The 17,799-nt window shown below is 69.6% G+C and carries 16 protein-coding genes; 4 read left to right on the top strand and 12 right to left on the bottom strand.

Features of this window, described 5'->3' with window-relative positions:
• Positions 1–140: 140 nt before the first annotated feature.
• Positions 141–1,541 (bottom strand): FAD-binding oxidoreductase, encoded by a 1,401-nt coding sequence (locus IEY84_RS06365; RefSeq protein WP_183543466.1) that lies wholly within the window; start codon positions 1,539–1,541, stop codon positions 141–143.
• Positions 1,538–2,770 carry an alpha-hydroxy acid oxidase gene (locus tag IEY84_RS06360; RefSeq protein WP_183543464.1) on the bottom strand — a complete coding sequence of 411 codons (1,233 nt, stop codon included), beginning with the start codon at positions 2,768–2,770 and terminating at the stop codon, positions 1,538–1,540. The genes IEY84_RS06365 and IEY84_RS06360 overlap by 4 nt, the downstream gene beginning before the upstream one ends.
• A gap of 76 nt (positions 2,771–2,846) precedes the next feature.
• Between IEY84_RS06360 and IEY84_RS06355 the strand changes: the two genes are divergently transcribed.
• From IEY84_RS06355 to IEY84_RS06345, 3 genes are all read left to right on the top strand, one after another.
• Entirely contained in the window at positions 2,847–3,968 is a 1,122-nt protein-coding gene (locus IEY84_RS06355; protein WP_183543462.1) for an L-talarate/galactarate dehydratase, read from the top strand.
• Positions 3,965–4,648 (top strand): FadR/GntR family transcriptional regulator, encoded by a 684-nt coding sequence (locus IEY84_RS06350; RefSeq protein ID WP_221208626.1) that lies wholly within the window; start codon positions 3,965–3,967, stop codon positions 4,646–4,648. Before IEY84_RS06355 ends, IEY84_RS06350 begins: the two co-directional genes overlap by 4 nt.
• A gap of 79 nt (positions 4,649–4,727) precedes the next feature.
• Positions 4,728–6,557, top strand: a complete 1,830-nt coding sequence (locus tag IEY84_RS06345; protein WP_183543460.1) for a pectate lyase — start codon at positions 4,728–4,730, stop codon at positions 6,555–6,557.
• Positions 6,558–6,644: 87 nt separating this feature from the next.
• Here the strand turns inward: IEY84_RS06345 and IEY84_RS06340 are convergent, their stop codons facing one another.
• From IEY84_RS06340 to IEY84_RS06295, 10 genes are all read right to left on the bottom strand, one after another.
• Positions 6,645–7,469: an NAD-dependent epimerase/dehydratase family protein gene (locus IEY84_RS06340; protein WP_183543458.1), complete on the bottom strand. Its 825-nt coding sequence runs from the start codon at positions 7,467–7,469 to the stop codon at positions 6,645–6,647.
• Positions 7,470–7,501: 32 nt separating this feature from the next.
• Positions 7,502–8,554, bottom strand: a complete 1,053-nt coding sequence (locus IEY84_RS06335; protein WP_183543456.1) for a TRAP transporter substrate-binding protein — start codon at positions 8,552–8,554, stop codon at positions 7,502–7,504.
• 50 nt (positions 8,555–8,604) lie between these two features.
• The gene (locus IEY84_RS06330; RefSeq protein WP_183543454.1) at positions 8,605–9,900 is read right to left on the bottom strand and encodes a TRAP transporter large permease; all 1,296 of its coding nucleotides are present in this window, start codon (positions 9,898–9,900) and stop codon (positions 8,605–8,607) included.
• Between the two features lie 15 nt (positions 9,901–9,915).
• Complete coding sequence (locus IEY84_RS06325; protein WP_183543451.1) at positions 9,916–10,431, bottom strand: TRAP transporter small permease; 516 nt, start codon at positions 10,429–10,431, stop codon at positions 9,916–9,918.
• Positions 10,428–11,636, bottom strand: coding sequence for a hypothetical protein (locus IEY84_RS06320; RefSeq protein ID WP_183543449.1), 1,209 nt, complete (start codon positions 11,634–11,636; stop codon positions 10,428–10,430). Before IEY84_RS06320 ends, IEY84_RS06325 begins: the two co-directional genes overlap by 4 nt.
• Before the next feature lie 137 nt (positions 11,637–11,773).
• Positions 11,774–13,051, bottom strand: coding sequence for a glucarate dehydratase family protein (locus tag IEY84_RS06315; RefSeq protein ID WP_183543447.1), 1,278 nt, complete (start codon positions 13,049–13,051; stop codon positions 11,774–11,776).
• On the bottom strand, positions 13,048–13,443 hold the full coding sequence (locus tag IEY84_RS06310; RefSeq protein ID WP_183543445.1) for a universal stress protein: 396 nt from the start codon (positions 13,441–13,443) through the stop codon (positions 13,048–13,050). Before IEY84_RS06310 ends, IEY84_RS06315 begins: the two co-directional genes overlap by 4 nt.
• Before the next feature lie 22 nt (positions 13,444–13,465).
• Entirely contained in the window at positions 13,466–15,004 is a 1,539-nt protein-coding gene (locus IEY84_RS06305; protein WP_183543443.1) for a tripartite tricarboxylate transporter permease, read from the bottom strand.
• Positions 15,005–15,017: 13 nt separating this feature from the next.
• Positions 15,018–15,548, bottom strand: a complete 531-nt coding sequence (locus IEY84_RS06300; protein WP_229788403.1) for a tripartite tricarboxylate transporter TctB family protein — start codon at positions 15,546–15,548, stop codon at positions 15,018–15,020.
• A 41-nt stretch (positions 15,549–15,589) separates the two neighbouring features.
• The gene (locus tag IEY84_RS06295) at positions 15,590–16,585 is read right to left on the bottom strand and encodes a Bug family tripartite tricarboxylate transporter substrate binding protein (protein WP_183543439.1); all 996 of its coding nucleotides are present in this window, start codon (positions 16,583–16,585) and stop codon (positions 15,590–15,592) included.
• 153 nt (positions 16,586–16,738) lie between these two features.
• Between IEY84_RS06295 and IEY84_RS06290 the strand changes: the two genes are divergently transcribed.
• Positions 16,739–17,650: a LysR family transcriptional regulator gene (locus IEY84_RS06290; RefSeq protein WP_183543437.1), complete on the top strand. Its 912-nt coding sequence runs from the start codon at positions 16,739–16,741 to the stop codon at positions 17,648–17,650.
• Positions 17,651–17,799 lie beyond the last annotated feature (149 nt).

Raw genomic sequence — 17,799 nt, 5'->3', positions numbered from 1 at the left:
CAGCGGGGTGAGGCGGCTCGGCCAGCGGGGTGAGGCGGCTCGGCCAGCGGGGTGAGGCGGCTCGACCAGCGGGGTAAGGCGGCTCGACCAGCGGGGTGAGGCGGCTCGACCAGCGGGGCGAGGCGGCTCGACCAGCGGCATCAAACCAGCACCTTGCGCGGGTTCATGACCCCACCAGGGTCGATCGCCTGCTTGACCGCCCGCAGCAGGTCGACCTCGACACCCGACTTGTACGCCGCCGCGGCATCCCGCTTGAGCGCACCGATCCCGTGCTCGGCAGAGATGCTGCCCCCGAGCGCGGTGACGGCGTCGTAGACGATCCGGGTCAGCGCAGGAGCGTCCCGCTTCAACGCCGCGTCGGAGCCTACGGGGGCGGAGATGTTGTAGTGCAGGTTGCCATCCCCGACGTGGCCGTACGTCACCAGCCGCAGCCCCGGGAGCGCCTCCAGCAACCGAGGGCCGACGTCGGCGACGAACCGGGACAGGGTGGTGATGGGGAGCGTGACGTCGTGCTTGAGCGTCGCGCCCTCGCTCTTCTGTGCCTCGGAGACGCCTTCCCGGAGCGCCCACAGCGAGTCCCGCTGGGCGGGGCTGCCGGCAACGACGGCGTCGACGAGCAGTCCCTGCGAGGTGGCGGCTTCGAGAGCGGACTCCAGCCGCTCGTCGACGTCGGCGGAGGTGCCGGCGAGCTCGACGAGGCCGTACCACTCGTGCCGGTCCGCGAACGGGTCGCGCACGCCCGGCAGGTGGGCGAGGACCAGGTCGACGGCCTGGCGCCCGAGCAGCTCCCAGGTGGTCAGCTGGCCGCCGCCGTGCTCGCGGATCAGGGGGAGGAGCGACGTCGCCGCCTCCACCGACTCGAGCGCCACGACCGCCGTCGCCCGGCGCGGTGTCGCGGGCAGCAGCCGCAGCACCGCTGCGGTGACGACGCCGAGGGTGCCCTCGGAGCCGATGAACAGCTGCTTGAGGTCGTAGCCGGTGTTGTCCTTGCGCAGCGGCCGCAGCCCGTCCCAGACCCGGCCGTCGGGGAGCACGACCTCCAGGCCCAGCACCAGCTCGCGCATCATCCCGTACCGCAGGACCGCGGTGCCGCCGGCGTTGGTCGCGATCGTGCCGCCGATGGTGCACGATCCCTCCGAGCCGAGCGAGAGCGGGAAGAGCCGCCCTGCGGCCGCGGCGGCATCCTGAACGGTGGCCAGGGCCGCGCCGGCCTCGGCCACCAGCGTGTCGGCGACCGGGTCGACCTCCCGGACCCGGCGCATCCGGCCGAGCGAGAGCACGATCTGGTCCCCGCCGGAATCCGGTACGCCGCCGCCGACGAGGCCGGTGTTGCCGCCCTGCGGGACGACCCCGACTCCCGCTGCCGCGCACAGCCGGACCACGGTCGCGACCTGCTCGGTCGAGGCCGGGCGCACCACCGCGAGGGCGGTGCCGGTGAAGCTGCCGGTCCAGTCGGTGACGTACGCCGCCATGTCGGCCGGATCGGTCAGCACGGCGCTCTCGCCGAGGGCGGCGCGCAGGCTGGATACGAGGCTGGTCATGCCGACCGCAGACGTACGTGCTCGGGGCCGAGAGAGGCGATGTCGGGAGCGCCGAGCAGGCACATCGCCCGCCGCAGCTCCTCGGCCAGCAGCCCCAAGGTGGCGTCGACGCCCTGTCGACCACCGACCATCAGGCCGTAGAGGTAGGGGCGCCCGATCATCACGCCTCGGGCACCGAGCCCGAGCGCCGCGGCGATGTCGCCGCCGGAGCGGACGCCGGAGTCGATGAACACCTCGGTCCGAGAGCCCACCGCGTCGACGACCGCCGGCAGCAGCTCCAGCGGCACCGGCGCGCGGTCGAGCTGGCGGCCGCCGTGGTTGGAGAGGACCAACGCGTCGGCGCCGGCATCGACACAGGCGACCGCGTCCGCGACCGAGAGCACTCCTTTGACCACCACCGGACCGTCCCAGTGCTCCTTGAGCCAGCTGATGTCAGTGGGCCGGATCGCCTGTTCGCGCAGCTCGTTGGACATGCCCCAGCGACCGTAGTGCGACCCCTCGGGGAAGGTCGCGAACCGCAGCGGCTCGGTGCTCAGGATGTTGGCGACCCAGCCCGGGTGGCGGGCCATGCCCGCGAACGTACGCAGGCTCAGCTGGGGCGGGATCGCGAACCCGTTGAGCTTGTCCTTGCGCTTCATCCCCGTCACGGTCGTGTCGATGGTCAGCATCAGCGCCTCATACCCCTGCGAGGCCGCCTCGTTGATGTGGTCCAGGGTCACCGCCCGGTCCTTCATCAGGTAGACCTGGAACCAGTTGCGTCCCTGCGGCGCCGCGTCGGCGACGTCGGTGATCGACGTCGTCGCGTACGTCGAGAGCGTGTAGGGCAGCCCGGCCGCGGCCGCCGCCGCGGCGACCGCCCGCTCGCCGGTGTGGTGGCTGAGCCGGGTGTAGCCGGTCGGTGCCAGCACGATGGGAGCCGCCGCCGGCCGCCCGAGGATCGTCGTACGCACCTCCGGCTCGGCCACCTGGCCGAAGGCCGTGGGTCGCAGCTCCACGCGGTCGAAGGTCTCCCGGTTCCGGTGCATCGCGTGCTCTCCGTCCGAGCCGCCGTAGACGTAGTCCCAGACCGCCGTCGGCACCCGCCTTCGGGCTGCACGCTCGAGGTCGTCGACGCTGAGGCAACGAGCCAGTCGACGGTCGGCGGCTCGCCAGCGGAACGGGCGCGGCTGCAGGAAGGGCGCGAGATCGCGCCATCGGGGGACTTGTCTGATGGTCGGGGAATACTGCACCCTCTGGACTCCTCGTCACTCATCGGATAAGTTCTGAACTTGTAATACAACTTAGCCCATCGAGGAGCACCCCGCCATGGCCGCCGACCGCATCACGTCACTGAACCTCTCCCACGTCGTCCTCCCTCTCGACAACCCGGTCAGTGACGCCAAGGTGCTCACCGGGCGGCAGAAGCCGCTCACCGAGACCGTGCTGCTCTTCGTCGAGGTGACCACCGAGCAGGGCTTCGAGGGCATGGGCTTCAGCTACTCCAAGCGGGCCGGTGGCCCGGCGCAGTACGCCCACCTCAAGGAGATCGCCCAGGTCGCCATCGGCCAGGACCCCTCCGACATCGCCAAGATCTACGAGTCGCTGATGTGGGCCGGGGCCTCCGTCGGTCGCAGTGGTGTCGCGACCCAGGCCGTGGCCGCCCTCGACGTGGCGCTCTACGACCTCAAGGCGCACCGTGCCGGCCTGCCGCTGGCCAAGCTGCTCGGCGCCCACCGCGACTCCTGCCGGGTCTACAACACCTCCGGCGGCTTCCTCCAGGCGAGCGTGGAGGAGATCAAGGAGAAGGCGACCGCGTCGCTCGAGGCCGGCATCGGCGGCATCAAGATCAAGGTCGGCCAGCCCGACTGGGCCGAGGACCTGCGCCGGGTCGCCGCGATCCGCGAGCACCTCGGTGACACCCCGCTCATGGTCGACGCCAACCAGCAGTGGGACCGCGCCCGCGCCCGCCTGATGTGCCGCGAGCTCGAGCAGTTCGACCTGATCTGGATCGAGGAGCCGCTCGACGCCTGGGACGCGGTCGGCCACGCCGACCTCTCGCGCGTCTTCGACACCCCGATCGCGACCGGCGAGATGCTGACCTCGGTTCCCGAGCACATGGCGCTGATCGACGCCGGCTACCGCGGCATCGTGCAGCCCGACGCGCCGCGCATCGGCGGGATCACCCCGTTCCTGAAGTTCGCCACCCTCGCCGCCCACGCCGGTCTGGCGCTCGCGCCCCACTACGCGATGGAGATCCACCTGCACCTGGCCGCGGCCTACCCGACCGAGCCGTGGGTCGAGCACTTCGAGTGGCTCAACCCGCTCTTCGAGGAGCGCATCGACATCCACGACGGCCAGATGTGGGTGCCGGACCGCCCGGGTCTCGGCTTCACGCTCAGCGACCAGATGCGCAAGCTGACCGTGGAGAGCGCTAAGTTCACCGCATGACTATGAGCGCCGGGCTCGCCGACCGCGTCGTCTCCGGGATCAAGGACCAGATCCTGGCTGGGGACCTCGCGCCGGGGGCGAAGCTGCCCTCGGAGTCCGACCTGGTCGGCACCTACGGCGTGTCGCGGACGGTGGCGCGCGAGGCGGTGACCCGACTGCGTGCAGAGGGTCTGGTCGAGACATTCCAGGGGCGCGGATCCTTCGTCCTGGCGGTGCCGGAGCCCTCGCCGTTCGCGCTGGAGTCCTCTGCGATCCGCACCCAGCACGACGTGCTCGACATGGTCGACTTCCGCCTCGGCGTGGAGTGCGAGGCGGCGGCTCTGGCCGCCGCCCACCTCGACGAGCAGAGCTCGCGCTCGATCGAGGAGGCGCTCTCCGCACTGGCGACCGCCGGTCCTGACGGCGCGGTGGAGGCCGACTTCGCCTTCCATCGGGCGGTCGCGGCCGCGACCGGCAACCGGTTCTATCTCGACCTGATGGACTCGCTGGGTCCGATGATGATCATGCTGCCGCGCACCCGCCTCGGCGACGCCTATTCGCCCAGCGACACCCTCCATGTCGAGCGGGTGCAGCGCGAGCACGAGAACGTCGCGACGGCGATCCTCTCCGGTGATGTCGACACCGCGCGGGCCGCGATGCGAGTGCATCTGGGCGGCACCCGCAGGCGTCTGCAGCACTGATCTCCCGTGCCCCCGCGGGCATCGTGCGAGTCGGAATCGGTATTGGCGGCGGGCATGTGAGCCTCGTCACGATGGAGGGATGAACTCACCTGCGAAGAAGTCCCCACCGAGCTCGGCCCTGAGCCGTCGTCGTCTCGTCCAAGCAGCCACGGCCGCCCCGCTCGTCGGTGCCGCGAGCGGCCTCACCGTCGCCGGCCTCACCTCGTCCGCCGCAGCCGCGACGGCGACCTCCGCCGAGGGTGTCCGCGACGCGATGCTCCGCGCGGCGTCGTATATGGACGAGACAGTCTCCTACGAGGGCGCCTACGTCTGGAGCTACCGCCCCGACATGTCGCTGACGTGGGGCGAGATGGAGGCCCGGCGCACCATGTGCTGGGTCCAGCCCCCAGGCACGCCGACCGTCGGTCACGCCCTGCTCGATTCGTACGTCGCGACGGGCGAGAAGCGGTTCCTGGACGCTGCTCGTCGCACCGGCCGGGCGCTCGTCCGCGCCCAGCGCCCCGAGGGCGGCTGGAACTACATCCACGACTTCGCCGGCCCGAAGTCGCTGAAGCGCTGGTACGAGTCGATCGGGATCAACGGCTGGCGCCTGGAGGAGTTCCAGCACCTCTACGACAACTCCACCTTCGACGACGCGGCCACCTCGACGGCCGCCCAGCTGATCCTGCGTCTCCACCTGCTCGACCCGCGCGACCGGGGCTTCAAGCGGTCGCTGAACAAGGTGATCGCGTTCATCACCGACGCCCAGATCAGCGGGGGAGTCGGGGACGGAGGCTGGCCGCAGCGGTGGCCGGTCGACCCGAAGGCGACGACCGAGATGCCGTGGCCGAAGAAGCGGCCGTCCTGGCTCCCTGCAGACGCCAAGCCCGGGATGGTCGACGGCGACTACACCCAGCACGTCACCTTCAACGACAACGTGCTCGGCGAGAACATCAAGCTGATGCTGATGTGCGTCGTCTCGCTCGGCCGCGACGACCTGGTCGAGCCGGTGCGCCGGGCCATGGAGTGCGTACGTCGCATGCAGCAGTCCGCACCCCAGGCCGGCTGGGGCCTCCAGCACCTCGCCGAGGACCTGGACGGACGCCCGGCGGGCGCGGTGGCCGCCGGCCGGTCCTACGAGCCGCGTGCGCTGGCCACCCACACCACGCAGACCAACGTCGAGCAGTTGTTCACCTACTTCCAGCTCACCGGCGACCGCTCATTCCTCGACGGCGTCCCGGCGGCGCTGGACTGGCTGGCGAGCTGCCGGCTGACCGATCAGCAGAAGGCGGAGAACCCGCTGATCGCGAGCCGTACGCACCCGACGTTCGTCGAGCCCGGGACCAACCGGGCGCTGTTCGTGCACCGGTTCGGCTCGAACATCGTCAACGGCGCCTACTACTACGACTACGACCACCGCGACACGCTCAGCCACTACTCCGGCGGCCGCTCGGTTCCCGAGGCGCGGCTGCGCTCCGAGTACGACCGGCTGCGGGCGCTCTCCGATGCCGAGGTCGCCGACCTGGTGGCCCGCTCACCCCTGACGCCGGGGGAGTCCTACGACCTGCCGCCGTTCTTCTCGCTGCACGACCTGGGTCTGCTCGAGCTGCTGCGTGACACCTCCCACGAGGTCGACCGGCCCGACGATGCCGAGGTCGCGGAGGTGATCACCGATCTCGGTGAGAAGGGCTACTGGCTCTCCTCGGCCGAGGCGATCACCAACCCGTTCCGCGGTCCGGGGACCAAGCACCCCTACGACGGGAAGGCGTACATGAGCAAGCACGTCGGCGACACCTTCGACACCTCGCCCTACCCGGCCAACAACCCGCCGGCGGTGCCGCCTTACCAGCCGGCCGAGCCGCCTCAGCTGATCAACACCTCGACGTTCGTCGAGAACCTCGGCACGCTGATCCGCGCGTCGGCTTCCTGACCGGCTGAGACCGGCTGAGCAAAGAGAACGGGTGGCCCGGCGATCGCCGGGCCACCCGTTCCCCATGGGGCCTGTTGTCGAGACCGGTTACTTCTCCTGGTGCTCGCCGAGCGGGGTGAAGCAGAACTTGCCGCCCGCCAGCCGCTCCTCCGGCCCCTGGGGGCCGTCGTCGACACCGTCACCGAGCAGCTCGGCTGCGAAGACCTCGGAGTCGTCCTGCGGGTGGTAGCCGATCGCCTCGCCGGCCTCCAGCGACCACCAGTTGCGGGTGTTGCGGGAGATGCCCCACACCACCCGGTAGCCGGGCTCGGGGGTCGCCAGGCACGCCTCCAAGAGGCGGGCGCCGTCGTCGGGGGACATCCAGGTCCACAACGAGCGGCGGTCCCACGGCTTCTCGAAGCACGAGCCGATCCGCAGCGCGGTGACGTCGATGCCGTAGCGGTCGTGGAAGAGGCTCCCGAGGGCCTCGATCGCGACCTTGCTGACCCCGTAGTAGGTGTCGGGCCGGGGGAAGACGTCTGCCGGGAGGCCGCCCGCCGGAGCCGAATCGAGGTCGTAGAAGCCGGTCGCGTGGTTGCTCGAGGCGAGCACGACGCGACGTACGCCGGCGTCCCGGGCGGCCTCGAGGACCACCCGGGTGCCGTCGATGTTGGCCGAGAGGATGTCGGCCCACGGGGCCTCGACGCTGATGCCACCCAGGTGGATGATCGCGTCCACGCCCTCGCAGGCGGCGCGCATCGCCGCCTCGTCGGTCACCGTTGCCTCGATGACCTCGACGGCCTCGCCCTCGGCGGCGGGCTCGGGACGTACGATGTCGAGGAGGCGAAGCACCCGGCCCTCGCGGGCGAGGCGGGGGCGCATCAGCCGCCCGACGACGCCGTTGGCGCCGGTGATGAGTACGGTCTCGGACATGGTTCCTTCCGGTTGGGTGGGATCAGGGGTGATCAGGCGGTGCGGAGCTCTTCGACGGCGTCGAGGTACTCGCCGAGCTCGGCACCGTGCTTGTCGATGACCGACTTGGTCGCCTCGCGCCAGGGGGCCAGGTCGGTGATCTCGTTGATCGTGATCCCCTCGCCGCGGAGCTTCTCGAGGTCGGAATCGACCTGGGCGTCCCACTTCTCGCGCTGGAACGGAGCGGCCTCGGTGGCGGCCTTCTGGAGGGCCTCCTGGTCCTTGGCGTCGAGCCCGTCGAAGGTGTCCTTGTTGATGAGCAGCACCTCGGCGACGCGCATGTGGCGGTCCAGGGTGTAGTTCTTCGCGACCTCGTAGTGGGAGGCGGAGAGGTAGGACGGCTCGTTGTTCTCGGCGCCGTCGAGCAGCCCGCTCTGCAGCGAGCTGTAGACCTCGCCGTAGTCCATCGGGGTGGGGGAACCGCCGAGCGCCTTGATGAAGTCGATCTGCACCTGTGACTCCTGGACCCGGATCTTGAGTCCCTTGACGTCCGCCGGCGCCTTGATCGGCTTCTTCGAGGTGTAGAAGCTGCGAGCGCCGGGGTCGAAGTAGCCCAGGCCCTTGAAGCCGGCGCTCTCGGTCTCGGCGAGCAGCTTCTTGCCGCTCTCGCTGTCGAGGAAGCGCCACAGGTGGTCGGCGTCGTCGAAGAGGTACGGCAGGCTGAACAGGCCCATCGCGGGCACGAACTCGCCCATCGGGGCCGAGCTGATCCGGGTCATCTCGATCGAGCCCATCTGCACCTGCTCGATGGCGTCGGACTCCTCGCCCAGCTGGGCGTTCGGGTAGACCTGGATCTTGATCCGGCCGTCGCTGTACTTCTCGGCCAGCTCGGCGAACTTCTGGTCACCCAGGGTGGTCGGGTAGTCGTCGGGGTGGGTCTCGGCGAGCTTGAAGGTCTTCGACCCTCCGCCGCCACCGCCGCTGCCGGCGAGAGACCCTCCGCCGCACGCGCTGAGGGCGAGGCCGCCGGCGACGGCCGCGGCGCCGAAGGCGCCGGCTTTGAACAGTGAGCGCCGGGCGACCGGTCTGGGGGATGCGGTGTTCATGGTTGGTTCCTTTCGATGGTGACTACTTGACCGAGCTGGTTGGCCCGAGCTCACTGACCCAGGACATCGGGGAGGGCGAGGGAGAAGAACGGGACGTAGGTGATCAGCATCAGGACGATGAGCATCGGGATCAGGAAGAGGCCGACCATCTTCATGACCTTCTCGATCGACGTACGTCCGATGGCGCAGCCGACGAAGAGGACGTTGCCGACCGGTGGCGTGATCAGGCCGATGGCCAGGTTGAAGACGAGCATGATCCCGAACTGGACCGGGTCCATGCCGAGCCCGGTGGCTACCGGCAGCAGGATCGGGGTCATGATCACGATCAGCGGGGCCATGTCCATGATCGCGCCGAGCACGAGCAGCAGCAGGTTGACCAGGAGCAGGACGACGACGATGTTGTCGGAGACGCCGAGCAGGGCGTCGGTGGCCAGCTTGGGCACCTGCAGGAACGCCAGGAAGTAGCCGAAGGCGCCGGCGGCGGCGATGATGAACAGCACCACGCCGAGGGTGCGCAGCGCGCTCTGCATGATCGGGACCATTGCCTTGAGCGGCAGGTCGCGGTAGACGAAGAAGGTCAGGATGAAGGCGTACAGGCAGGCGATCGCCGCCGACTCGGTCGCGGTGAAGAGCCCGCTGAGGATGCCGCCCAGGATGATCACCGGCATCAGCAGGCTGAGCAGGCCCTCGGCCACGATCTTCGGGACCTCCTTGATCGGGACGAGCTCCTCCTTCGGGTAGCCGCGCTTGACCGCCACGATGTACGCCATCACCATCAGCGAGGCGCCGAGCATGATCCCGGGCACGACACCCGCGGTGAACAGGGCGCCGATGGAGACGCCCCCGGCGGCCATCGAGTAGATGATCAGGTTGTGGCTCGGCGGGATCATGACCGCCTGGGTGGCGCCGGAGACGGTGACCGCGACGGCGTAGTCGGTGTCGTAGCCGCGCTTCTTCATCATCGGGATGGTCACCGAGCCGATCGCGGAGACATCCGCGACGGAGGAGCCCGACAGGGCACCGAAGAAGGTCGAGGCGCCGATGTTGACCATCCCGAGGCCGCCGCGGACCCAGCCGACGAGCAGGCCGGCCAGGGCGATCAGGCGCCGGGAGATGCCGCCGGCGCCCATGATCTCTCCGCCGAGGATGAAGAACGGGATCGCGAGCAGGGCGAAGGTGTCGAGTCCGGCGACCATCCGCTGGCCGACGATGGTCAGCGGAAGGCCGATGTAGAGGGCCTCGAAGATGGCGGCCAGGGCGAGGGCGAGGGCCACCGGCACACGGAGCAGGATCAGGGCGGCGAAGCTGCCGAGCAGGATGGTGATGGCAAGCGGGTCGATAGGCATGTGGGGGCTCCCGGCTCAGTCGATCTCGTCGGACTCGGCGTACCGCTGGGTGTTGATGCCGAAGGCCTGGAGGACGGTGTAGAGGATGAGCATGGCGCCGGCGACCGGCATCATGATGTAGAGAACGCTGCGCGGGAGCCCGGTGCCGGGCAGGGTCGCGGCCATGGCATCGGCGACGAACTGGCTGCCCTGGACGATCAGGAAGAGCCCGAAGAACATCAGCAGCACCTGGACGGCGCGGTCGATCACCGACTGGAGGGTCGCCGGGAACCTGTCCACCAGGAAGGTGACCGCGATGTGGGCGCCCTCGCGGAAGCCGATCGTGGCGCCGAGGAAGCCGATCCAGACCAGCAGGATCCGGGCGCTCTCCTCGCTCCAGCTGGGGGAGTTGCTCAGCAGCTCGCGGCTGAAGACCTGCCAGAGCACGATCAGCAGCGTGGCCAGCAGGCACAGGAGGCAGAAGATCTCGAAGACGAGGTCGACCGCGCGCCAGGCGCGGTGGAAGGCCCCGTTCTCGTTGCGTGTGTTCATACCGTCAGTCCGTCCTCGTCGCGGCGGTGGTGGGGGACCTCGGTCGCCGCGGCGAGCAGGTGTTGCCTGTCCGCGCCCGCCAGACCGAGGTGGTAGAGGTGGATCTGGTCGATCCCGGCATCGACCAGGGCCCGCACATGTCCACCGAAGGCGTCCTCGGTGGTGGGCGGGAGAACAGTGACGTACGCAGCGGCGACCGCCTTGCCGGCGACCGCCCCGGCCAGCCGACGCCCGGTCTCCACCGAGGCCTCGGTGGTCGGCCAGCAGGCGGCGATGACCACGTCGACGTCGTCGGCGGCGGTCGGGGTCAGACCCGGGTTGGCGCCGGTGGCCCAGGGGTCGGGCTGGGCGTGCAGGGCGATCTCGACGACAGCGGGGGCGGCCTCGCGTACGGCGGCGATCACCTGGTGGCGGAGCTCGTCGGCCGCGGCGTGGCGGGAGGCGAGGATCGTGTCCAGGGCCTCGGCGTCAACGGTGGCGTCAGCGGCGTCAGGGCCGGTCGCGGCGCGCAGGGCCGCCACGGTGGCGTCGGCGTCGAGCCCGCGGCCGGCCCAGTCCTCACGGCAGTCCGCGCAGCAGCAGATCGAGAGCAGCTGCTGGGTGGCGGCGTCGTAGGCACCGTCGGTCTTCTCATGGTGGCCCCCGTGGCCGAAGCCGAGCTGGCCGCAGGCCTCCAGGATGACCGTCGAGGTCGGGGTGTCGCGGACGGCCTCGGCGGCCAGGGTCTCCGCGTAGCGGCGGACGTCCTCGTGGCGGGCACACAGTGCGTACGCGTAGGGCTCGCCCCAGCAGTTGACGACCGCGAGGTCGGGATTGGCCTCGCCGAGGCGGCTGGAGTGGGTCAGCACGATCCAGGCGGCGACCTCGAACCCCGCGTCGGTCAGGATGGCGGTCGCCTCGCCGTAGGGATCCTCGGCGGCGACCCAGGTGGCGGGCGGCGGCACCAGCCGGGCGCCGTCCCACGCCTCGGTGCGCACCGGGCGGTAGAGCGCCGCGCTGCGGGCCTCGACGATGCGGTGCTCGGGGTGGAGCGGGGTCGCGGCGCGCGTGGTGTGGTAGGCGGCGGCGAGGGCGATCTTCGAGACGCCGAGGCTCCGGGCGCGATCTGCGAACTTGGGATCGTCGACTACGTCCCAGGGATAGGCGTAGCCGACGACCGGTACCGGCGGTATCGCCTCGGTCTCGCCTGCATCCAACTGTGTCACCGGTGTCTACTCCTGGCTCGTCGTTCTGTGACCGGGCCCACTTGTGGCCCTGGTCACAGGAGACTGTCAGGATTGGCGATTCGTGTCCAAGCCGAATATCGCATCAGTCGATACCCTCAGGGCATTGTCGACGAGGGTCACCAGCGGGAGGTGTTCGGAGTGAATCCAGGCTCGATCGAACGCATGTAGACGGTGTCCTCCCGGCGGCGTACGCCGCAGCTGAGGTACTGCTCGTGCAGCTCACCGAGCAGATCCCGGTCGAGCTCCACGCCCAGGCCAGGACCGGTCGGAACAGCGACCGAGCCGTCGTCGAAGTCGAGCACCCCGGAACGTACGACGTCCTGGGTCTTCCACGGATAGTGGGTGTCGCAGGCGTAGGTCAGGTTCGGCGTCGCGGCGGCTAGCTGGACCATCGCGGCCAGCGAGACGCCGAGGTGGGAGTTGCTGTGCATCGACAGACCCATCCCGAAGGTGTCGGTGATGCCGCCCAGCAGCGCCGAGCGGCGCAGCCCACCCCACAGATGATGGTCGGAGAGCACGATCTGGACCGCGTCGGCGGCGATCGCCGGTTTGAGGTGCTCGAAGGCGATCACGCACATGTTGGTCGCCAGAGGTACGTCGGTGCGAGCCGCGACCTGGGCCATCCCATCGATGCCCGGGGTGGGGTCCTCGAGATACTCCACGACGCCGGCCAGCCGCTCGGCGACCTTCACCGACGTCTCCGGGGTCCAGGCGCCGTTGGGGTCGAGCCGGAGCGGCAGGTCCGGGAAGGCATCGCGCAGCGCCTCGATCGCGGCACACTCCTCGTCGGGGTGGAAGACCCCGCCCTTGAGCTTGAGCGAGCCGAAGCCCCAGCCCTCGACCATGCGTTTGGCCTGGGCGACGATCTGGTCGGGGTTCAGCGCCTCGCCCCAGTCGTCGTCGGGCCCACCGTCGGCAGAGCCGGGGTGGCCCGCCCACTTGTAGAAGAGGTAGCCGCTGAACGGCACCCGGTCGCGCACCGCGCCGCCGAGCAGGTCGCTCACCGGCCGGCCGGTCTCTCGGCCGACCAGGTCGAGGCAGGCGACCTCGAAGGGGGAGTAGACGGTGTCGACTGCGGAGGAGACGTCGAGCATGCCGCCGAAGGAGGCACCGGCCCCGCCGGTCTCCTTGCCGAGCACGTCGACGACGAGCCGTCTCAGGGCGTTGGCGTCGTAGGGGTCCGAGCCGGGGAGCGCCTGGGCCACGGCGTCCAGCCGGGCGAGATGGGTCTCGTCGGCGTACGTCTCCCCGAGGCCGACCAGGCCGGTGTCGGTGTGGAGCTCGACGATCGCGCGCAGCGCCCACGGCTGGTGGACGCCGACGACGTTGAGCAGCGGTGGGTCGGCGAACGCGACCGGGGTGACGACGACCTTGGAGATCCGGCTGGAGCTCATGCGGTGGGCTTGACCGCGAGAACGGGCACGCGGGCATCGAGCAGGATGCGCTGGGCGTCGCTGCCCAACAGCGCCTTGCCGACCGGGGAGCGGCGGCGCAGGCCGATCACGATCAGCCGGGCACCGGTCGAGTCGACCAGCGCCTCGAAGGTCTCCACGATGTCGGCGCCGTGCGTGGTGTGGTCGACGCGTGCGGTCACGCCGGCCGCGGTGGCCCGGGCGACGAGCTCTGCAGCGGTGGTCTCGTCGACGAGGTCGGCATCCACGGTGGCGCCGCGGCGAGGGCTGTTGATGATGATGACGTCGTCGCCGCGAGCAGCCGCTTCGGCCAGGCCGGCCTCGAGCGCCGCCTCACCGACTGGGGTGGGTACGTAGCCGATCAGGATGGTCATGGTCTGCCTTCTCTCGACGGGGTCAGCGGGTCGGGGTGTCGACGTCGTCGCGCTCGGCCGGGGCCGGGGTGACGGTGGCGGTCTTGCGCCGGGCCAGGATCGCCTTCGCTGCCGGCCAGAGCGCCACCAGGACGAAGGCGGCCAGGATGGTGCCCGAGATCGGTCGGGTGAAGAACCCGGTCGGGTCACCGTCGAAGATCAGCATCGAGCGACGGAAGCCGTCCTCCACGATCGAGCCGAGGACGAAGGCGAGCACCATCGGCCCGGGCTCGAAGCCGACCTTCTTCATCAGGTAGCCGATCAGGCCGAAGACGATCATCACGAAGATGTCGAAGGTGGAGTTGTTGATCGTGTAGACGCCCAGGATCGTGATCAGTGCGGTGATCGGGGCCAGGATCGCCGGGCGGACCCGCAGGATGCGGACGAAGATGCCCACCAGGGGGATGCTCAGGATCAGCAGGATCAGGTTGCCGATGTACATCGAGTTGATGACGCCCCAGAACAGGTCGGGGCGCTCCTCGACCAGCTGCGGACCGGGCGAGATGCCGAGGATCAGCAGGGCGCCAAAGAGCATCGCCATCGACGCGTTGGCCGGGATGCCGAGGGTCAGCAGCGGGATGAACGAGGAGGTCGCGGCGGCGTTGTTGGCGGTCTCGGGGGCAGCGACGCCCTCGATGGCGCCACGGCCGAAGCGCTCGGGGTGCTTCGAGATCCGCTTCTCCGTGGCGTACGCGGCCAGCGAGGACATCACGGCGCCGCCACCGGGCAGCACGCCCAGGACGAAGCCGATCAGCGAGCCGCGGCCGATGGCGCCGGAAGACTGCTTGAGGTCCTTGCGGGAGGGCCAGATGTTGGCGATGGCGGCAGGGACGTGCGGCTTCCCGTGGCGTTCCTCGAGGTTGTAGAGGATCTCGCCGACGCCGAAGAGACCCATCGCGACCACCACGAAGTCGATGCCCTCGGTCAGCTGCAGGCTGCCGAACGTGAAGCGCTCGGCGCCGCTGAAGCTGTCGCGGCCGACCGTGGCCAGCAGTAGGCCGAGCGCGGCGGCGATCATGGCCTTGAGCTTGTTGCCGTTGCCGATGGTGGCGACCAGCAGGACTCCCAGCAGGGCCAGTGCGGCGTACTCCGGGTCGCCGAAGTTGAGCGCCCAGCCGGCGATCAGCGGGGCCACCAGGGTCAGGCCGAGGATCGAGACGGTCGCGCCGACGAAGGAGCCGATCGCGGCGATGCCGAGGGCCGTCCCCGCCTTGCCCTGCTTGGCGAGGGCGAAGCCGTCGAAGACGGTGACCACCGATGAGGCCTCACCCGGCAGCCGGAGGAGCACCGAGGTGATCGTGCCGCCGTACTGGGCGCCGTAGTAGATGCCGGCCAGCATGATGATGGCGGAGACCGGGTCGATGCTGTAGGTGATCGGCAGCAGGATGGCGATCGTGGCCGCCGGCCCGAGGCCGGGGAGTACGCCGATCAGCATGCCGATGAGCACGCCGATCAGGCAGTAGAGCAGGTTCTGCGGTTCGGTGACGAGCGAGAAGCCGTCGAGGAATGCGTTGACGTCCACTTGGGGGCTCCGCTCAGAACAGGTGGGGCAGCGGGATGCGCAGCCCGTAGAGGAACAGGAAGTAGAACGCGGCGACCGTGACGATCGAGGTGATGATCGTGCTGCGCCACGACTCGCCGCCGAGGAACCTCAGCCAGACGACGCACAGCAGCAGCGAGGGGATCTCGAAGCCGATCACGGGCATCAGCAGAGCCAGCACGATGAAGGTGACCAGGCCGACCGCGGGAAGCACGCTGGAGCGGGTGAACTTCTCGCTGTCGGTCAGCCCGCGGCCGACGACGAGCAGCGCCACCGCCATCAGGGCGATCGCGATGCTGACCACGAACGGCCACATGCCGGGTCCGGGCTGGCGCAGCGTACCCATGCCGTAGCCGTAGGAGAGGACCGCGCCGCCGATGCCGACGACGAGAGCGACGAGCGCACCGACCACCTGGTAGGCCGGTCCGCCGGCAGGAGGTCGCTCCTCCTCCAGGTCATGGGCCACCTCTGCCTGGATCTCGGCCAGGATGTCCTGGTCAGGAGCTGGGGTACGTTCGTCGCTCATCGTCATGCCTTCGTTGTGGGTTCCGTCGTGCCGGGTGCTGTTCAGCCCTGGCCGAGGTCCAGACCGTACTGCTCGACCAGATCGGCGAACCGCGTCTTGTCTTCCTCGAGCTGGGCCACCACCTCGTCGCCGGAGATCTCCATTGGGGTGAGGCTGTTCTGCTTGTTGAAGGCCTGGTACTCCTCGGTCTTGAACGTCGCCTGCATCGCCTCGGCGATGGTGTCCTTGACGTTGTCCGGGGTGCCCTTCGGGACGGTCATGAAGCGGTACTGTGCGACCTCGACGTCGAGACCCTGCTCCTTGGCGGTCGGGACCTCAGGAAGGTACTCCACCCGCTCCGGGCCGAAGACGCTGAGCGGGGTCAGCTTGCCGGACTCGATGTTCTCGATCGCCTCGCCGACCTGGATGCAGGCGGTGTCGACCTGGTTGCCGAGCACCGCGGTCAGGGCCGGCGCGCCGCCGTCGAACGGCACGGCCTCGGCCTCGACGTCGGCGGAGGCGTACGTCAGGCCGCAGGAGAGCTGCGCGCCGGTGCCGACACCGGTGGTGCCGTAGGTGATCTTCTTGTTCGCGGCCTTGATGTCGTCGAGCGTCTTGAAGCCGCTCTTCGGGCCGGTGACCATGACGTAGTCGTCGCGGGAGACGCCCTGGACCACGTCGAAGTCGTCGAGGTCGGTGACCTCGTCCTCGCTGACCGCCAGCGGCGTGATGGCGAACAGAGAGGCGTTCTGGATGGCGATGGTCTGACCGTCGGCCTTGGCCTTCGCCACCTTGTTGGCGGCGAGCGCACCGTTGGCGCCTTCCTGGTTGATCACCGGGAAGGAGGCGCCGAGCTCGTCGGAGAGACCCTTGGAGACGGCCCGGCTGATCAGGTCGCTGGACCCGCCGGCCGAGGCGCCGACGTACATCTCGACGTTGCCGGAGGGATACTCCTCGCCGTCACCGCTGCCCCCGGTCGTGTTCGAGACACCGCAGGCGGAGAGGGCCAGGGCCGCGACCCCGGCAGTCGCGGTGAGAAGGCGGGTGGTCGTACGCATCGTTGCTCCTAGGTCCAGGTGGTCGGGCTGGATTGTTGCAAGGGGTGGCCCGACGTCGTGTGACCACCGACACTAAGAGCCTCAGCGATACCGGTCCAAGCCCGATTCGGCATTGAGTGTTCCACCTGGTGCATCGTCGTCTACTCTGGCCAGATGATCACGCTCGACCAGGTGCGTTCGTTCGTCGCGGTCGCCGAGGAGCTCCACTTCGGCCGGGCGGCCGAGCGGCTCCGGATGACCCAACCACCGCTGTCGCGACAGATCCAGAAGCTGGAGAAGGCGGTCGGCGCGCAGCTGTTCGAGCGGGACAACCGCCGGGTCGCCCTCACCGGCGCCGGAGCCGCCTTCCTCGACGAGGCCTACCGGATGCTCAACCTGGTCGAGAGTGCTGGTGACCTGGCCCGTCGGGTCGACGCCGGTGCGGCCGGCGTGGTCCGGCTCGGCTTCACCGCGGTCTCGGCCATCTCGATCCTGGGGCCGCTGCTGCGCCGCCTCACCGTCGAGGTCCCCGACGTCGAGGTACGTCTCTCCGAGCGGGTCACGCTCGCGCAGGTCGACGGCATCCGCCACGGCGAGATCGACATCGGCCTGGCCCGCCCGCCCTTCGACACCGAGCTGCTCTCCTCACGGGTCATCTCCCGTGAGCCGCTGATGGCCGTGCTGCCGCAGGGTCACCGACTGGCCGAGCTGGATCGTCCACTGACCCCGCAGGACTTCGAGGGCGAGCCCGTCATCGGCTACCACCCCCAGCAGTCGCGCTACTTCCATGAGCTCTCCGTACGCTTCCTGGCCAACGCCCACCCCCGCATCGAGCAGCGCGTCCACCAGGTCCTCACCGCCATGCTCCTGGTCTCCGCCGACCGTGGCGTTGGCTTCGTACCGGTCTCGGCCAGCTCGCTGCACGTCGAAGGCGTCGTCTTCCGTCCGATCGAGCACGGGGGCGGCGATAACCGTCTGGACAAGGATCCGGAGCGGCCGGTGGAGCTGCACGCGATCTGGGCGCGGGGGTCTGTTAGTCCGGTTGTGCGGCGGGTTTTGGATGCGATCATCGAGATGAATCGGTAGTTCCTGAGGGTGTCGCGGGGTTGGTCTTCTTCGTTTTGTTGGGGCCGCCGACCTGTTGTGGATGGTGTTCACGACGGTTCCCGGCGTCAAGGACGGCCTTCGGCCGCCGGCTTCGCCGGTCGCCTTCGGCGATCCTTGACTCCGTGATC

This window comes from Nocardioides albus, assembly GCF_014648255.1.
Lineage (GTDB): Bacteria > Actinomycetota > Actinomycetes > Propionibacteriales > Nocardioidaceae > Nocardioides > Nocardioides albus.
This window is presented reverse-complemented; position numbering and strand designations above follow the sequence as displayed.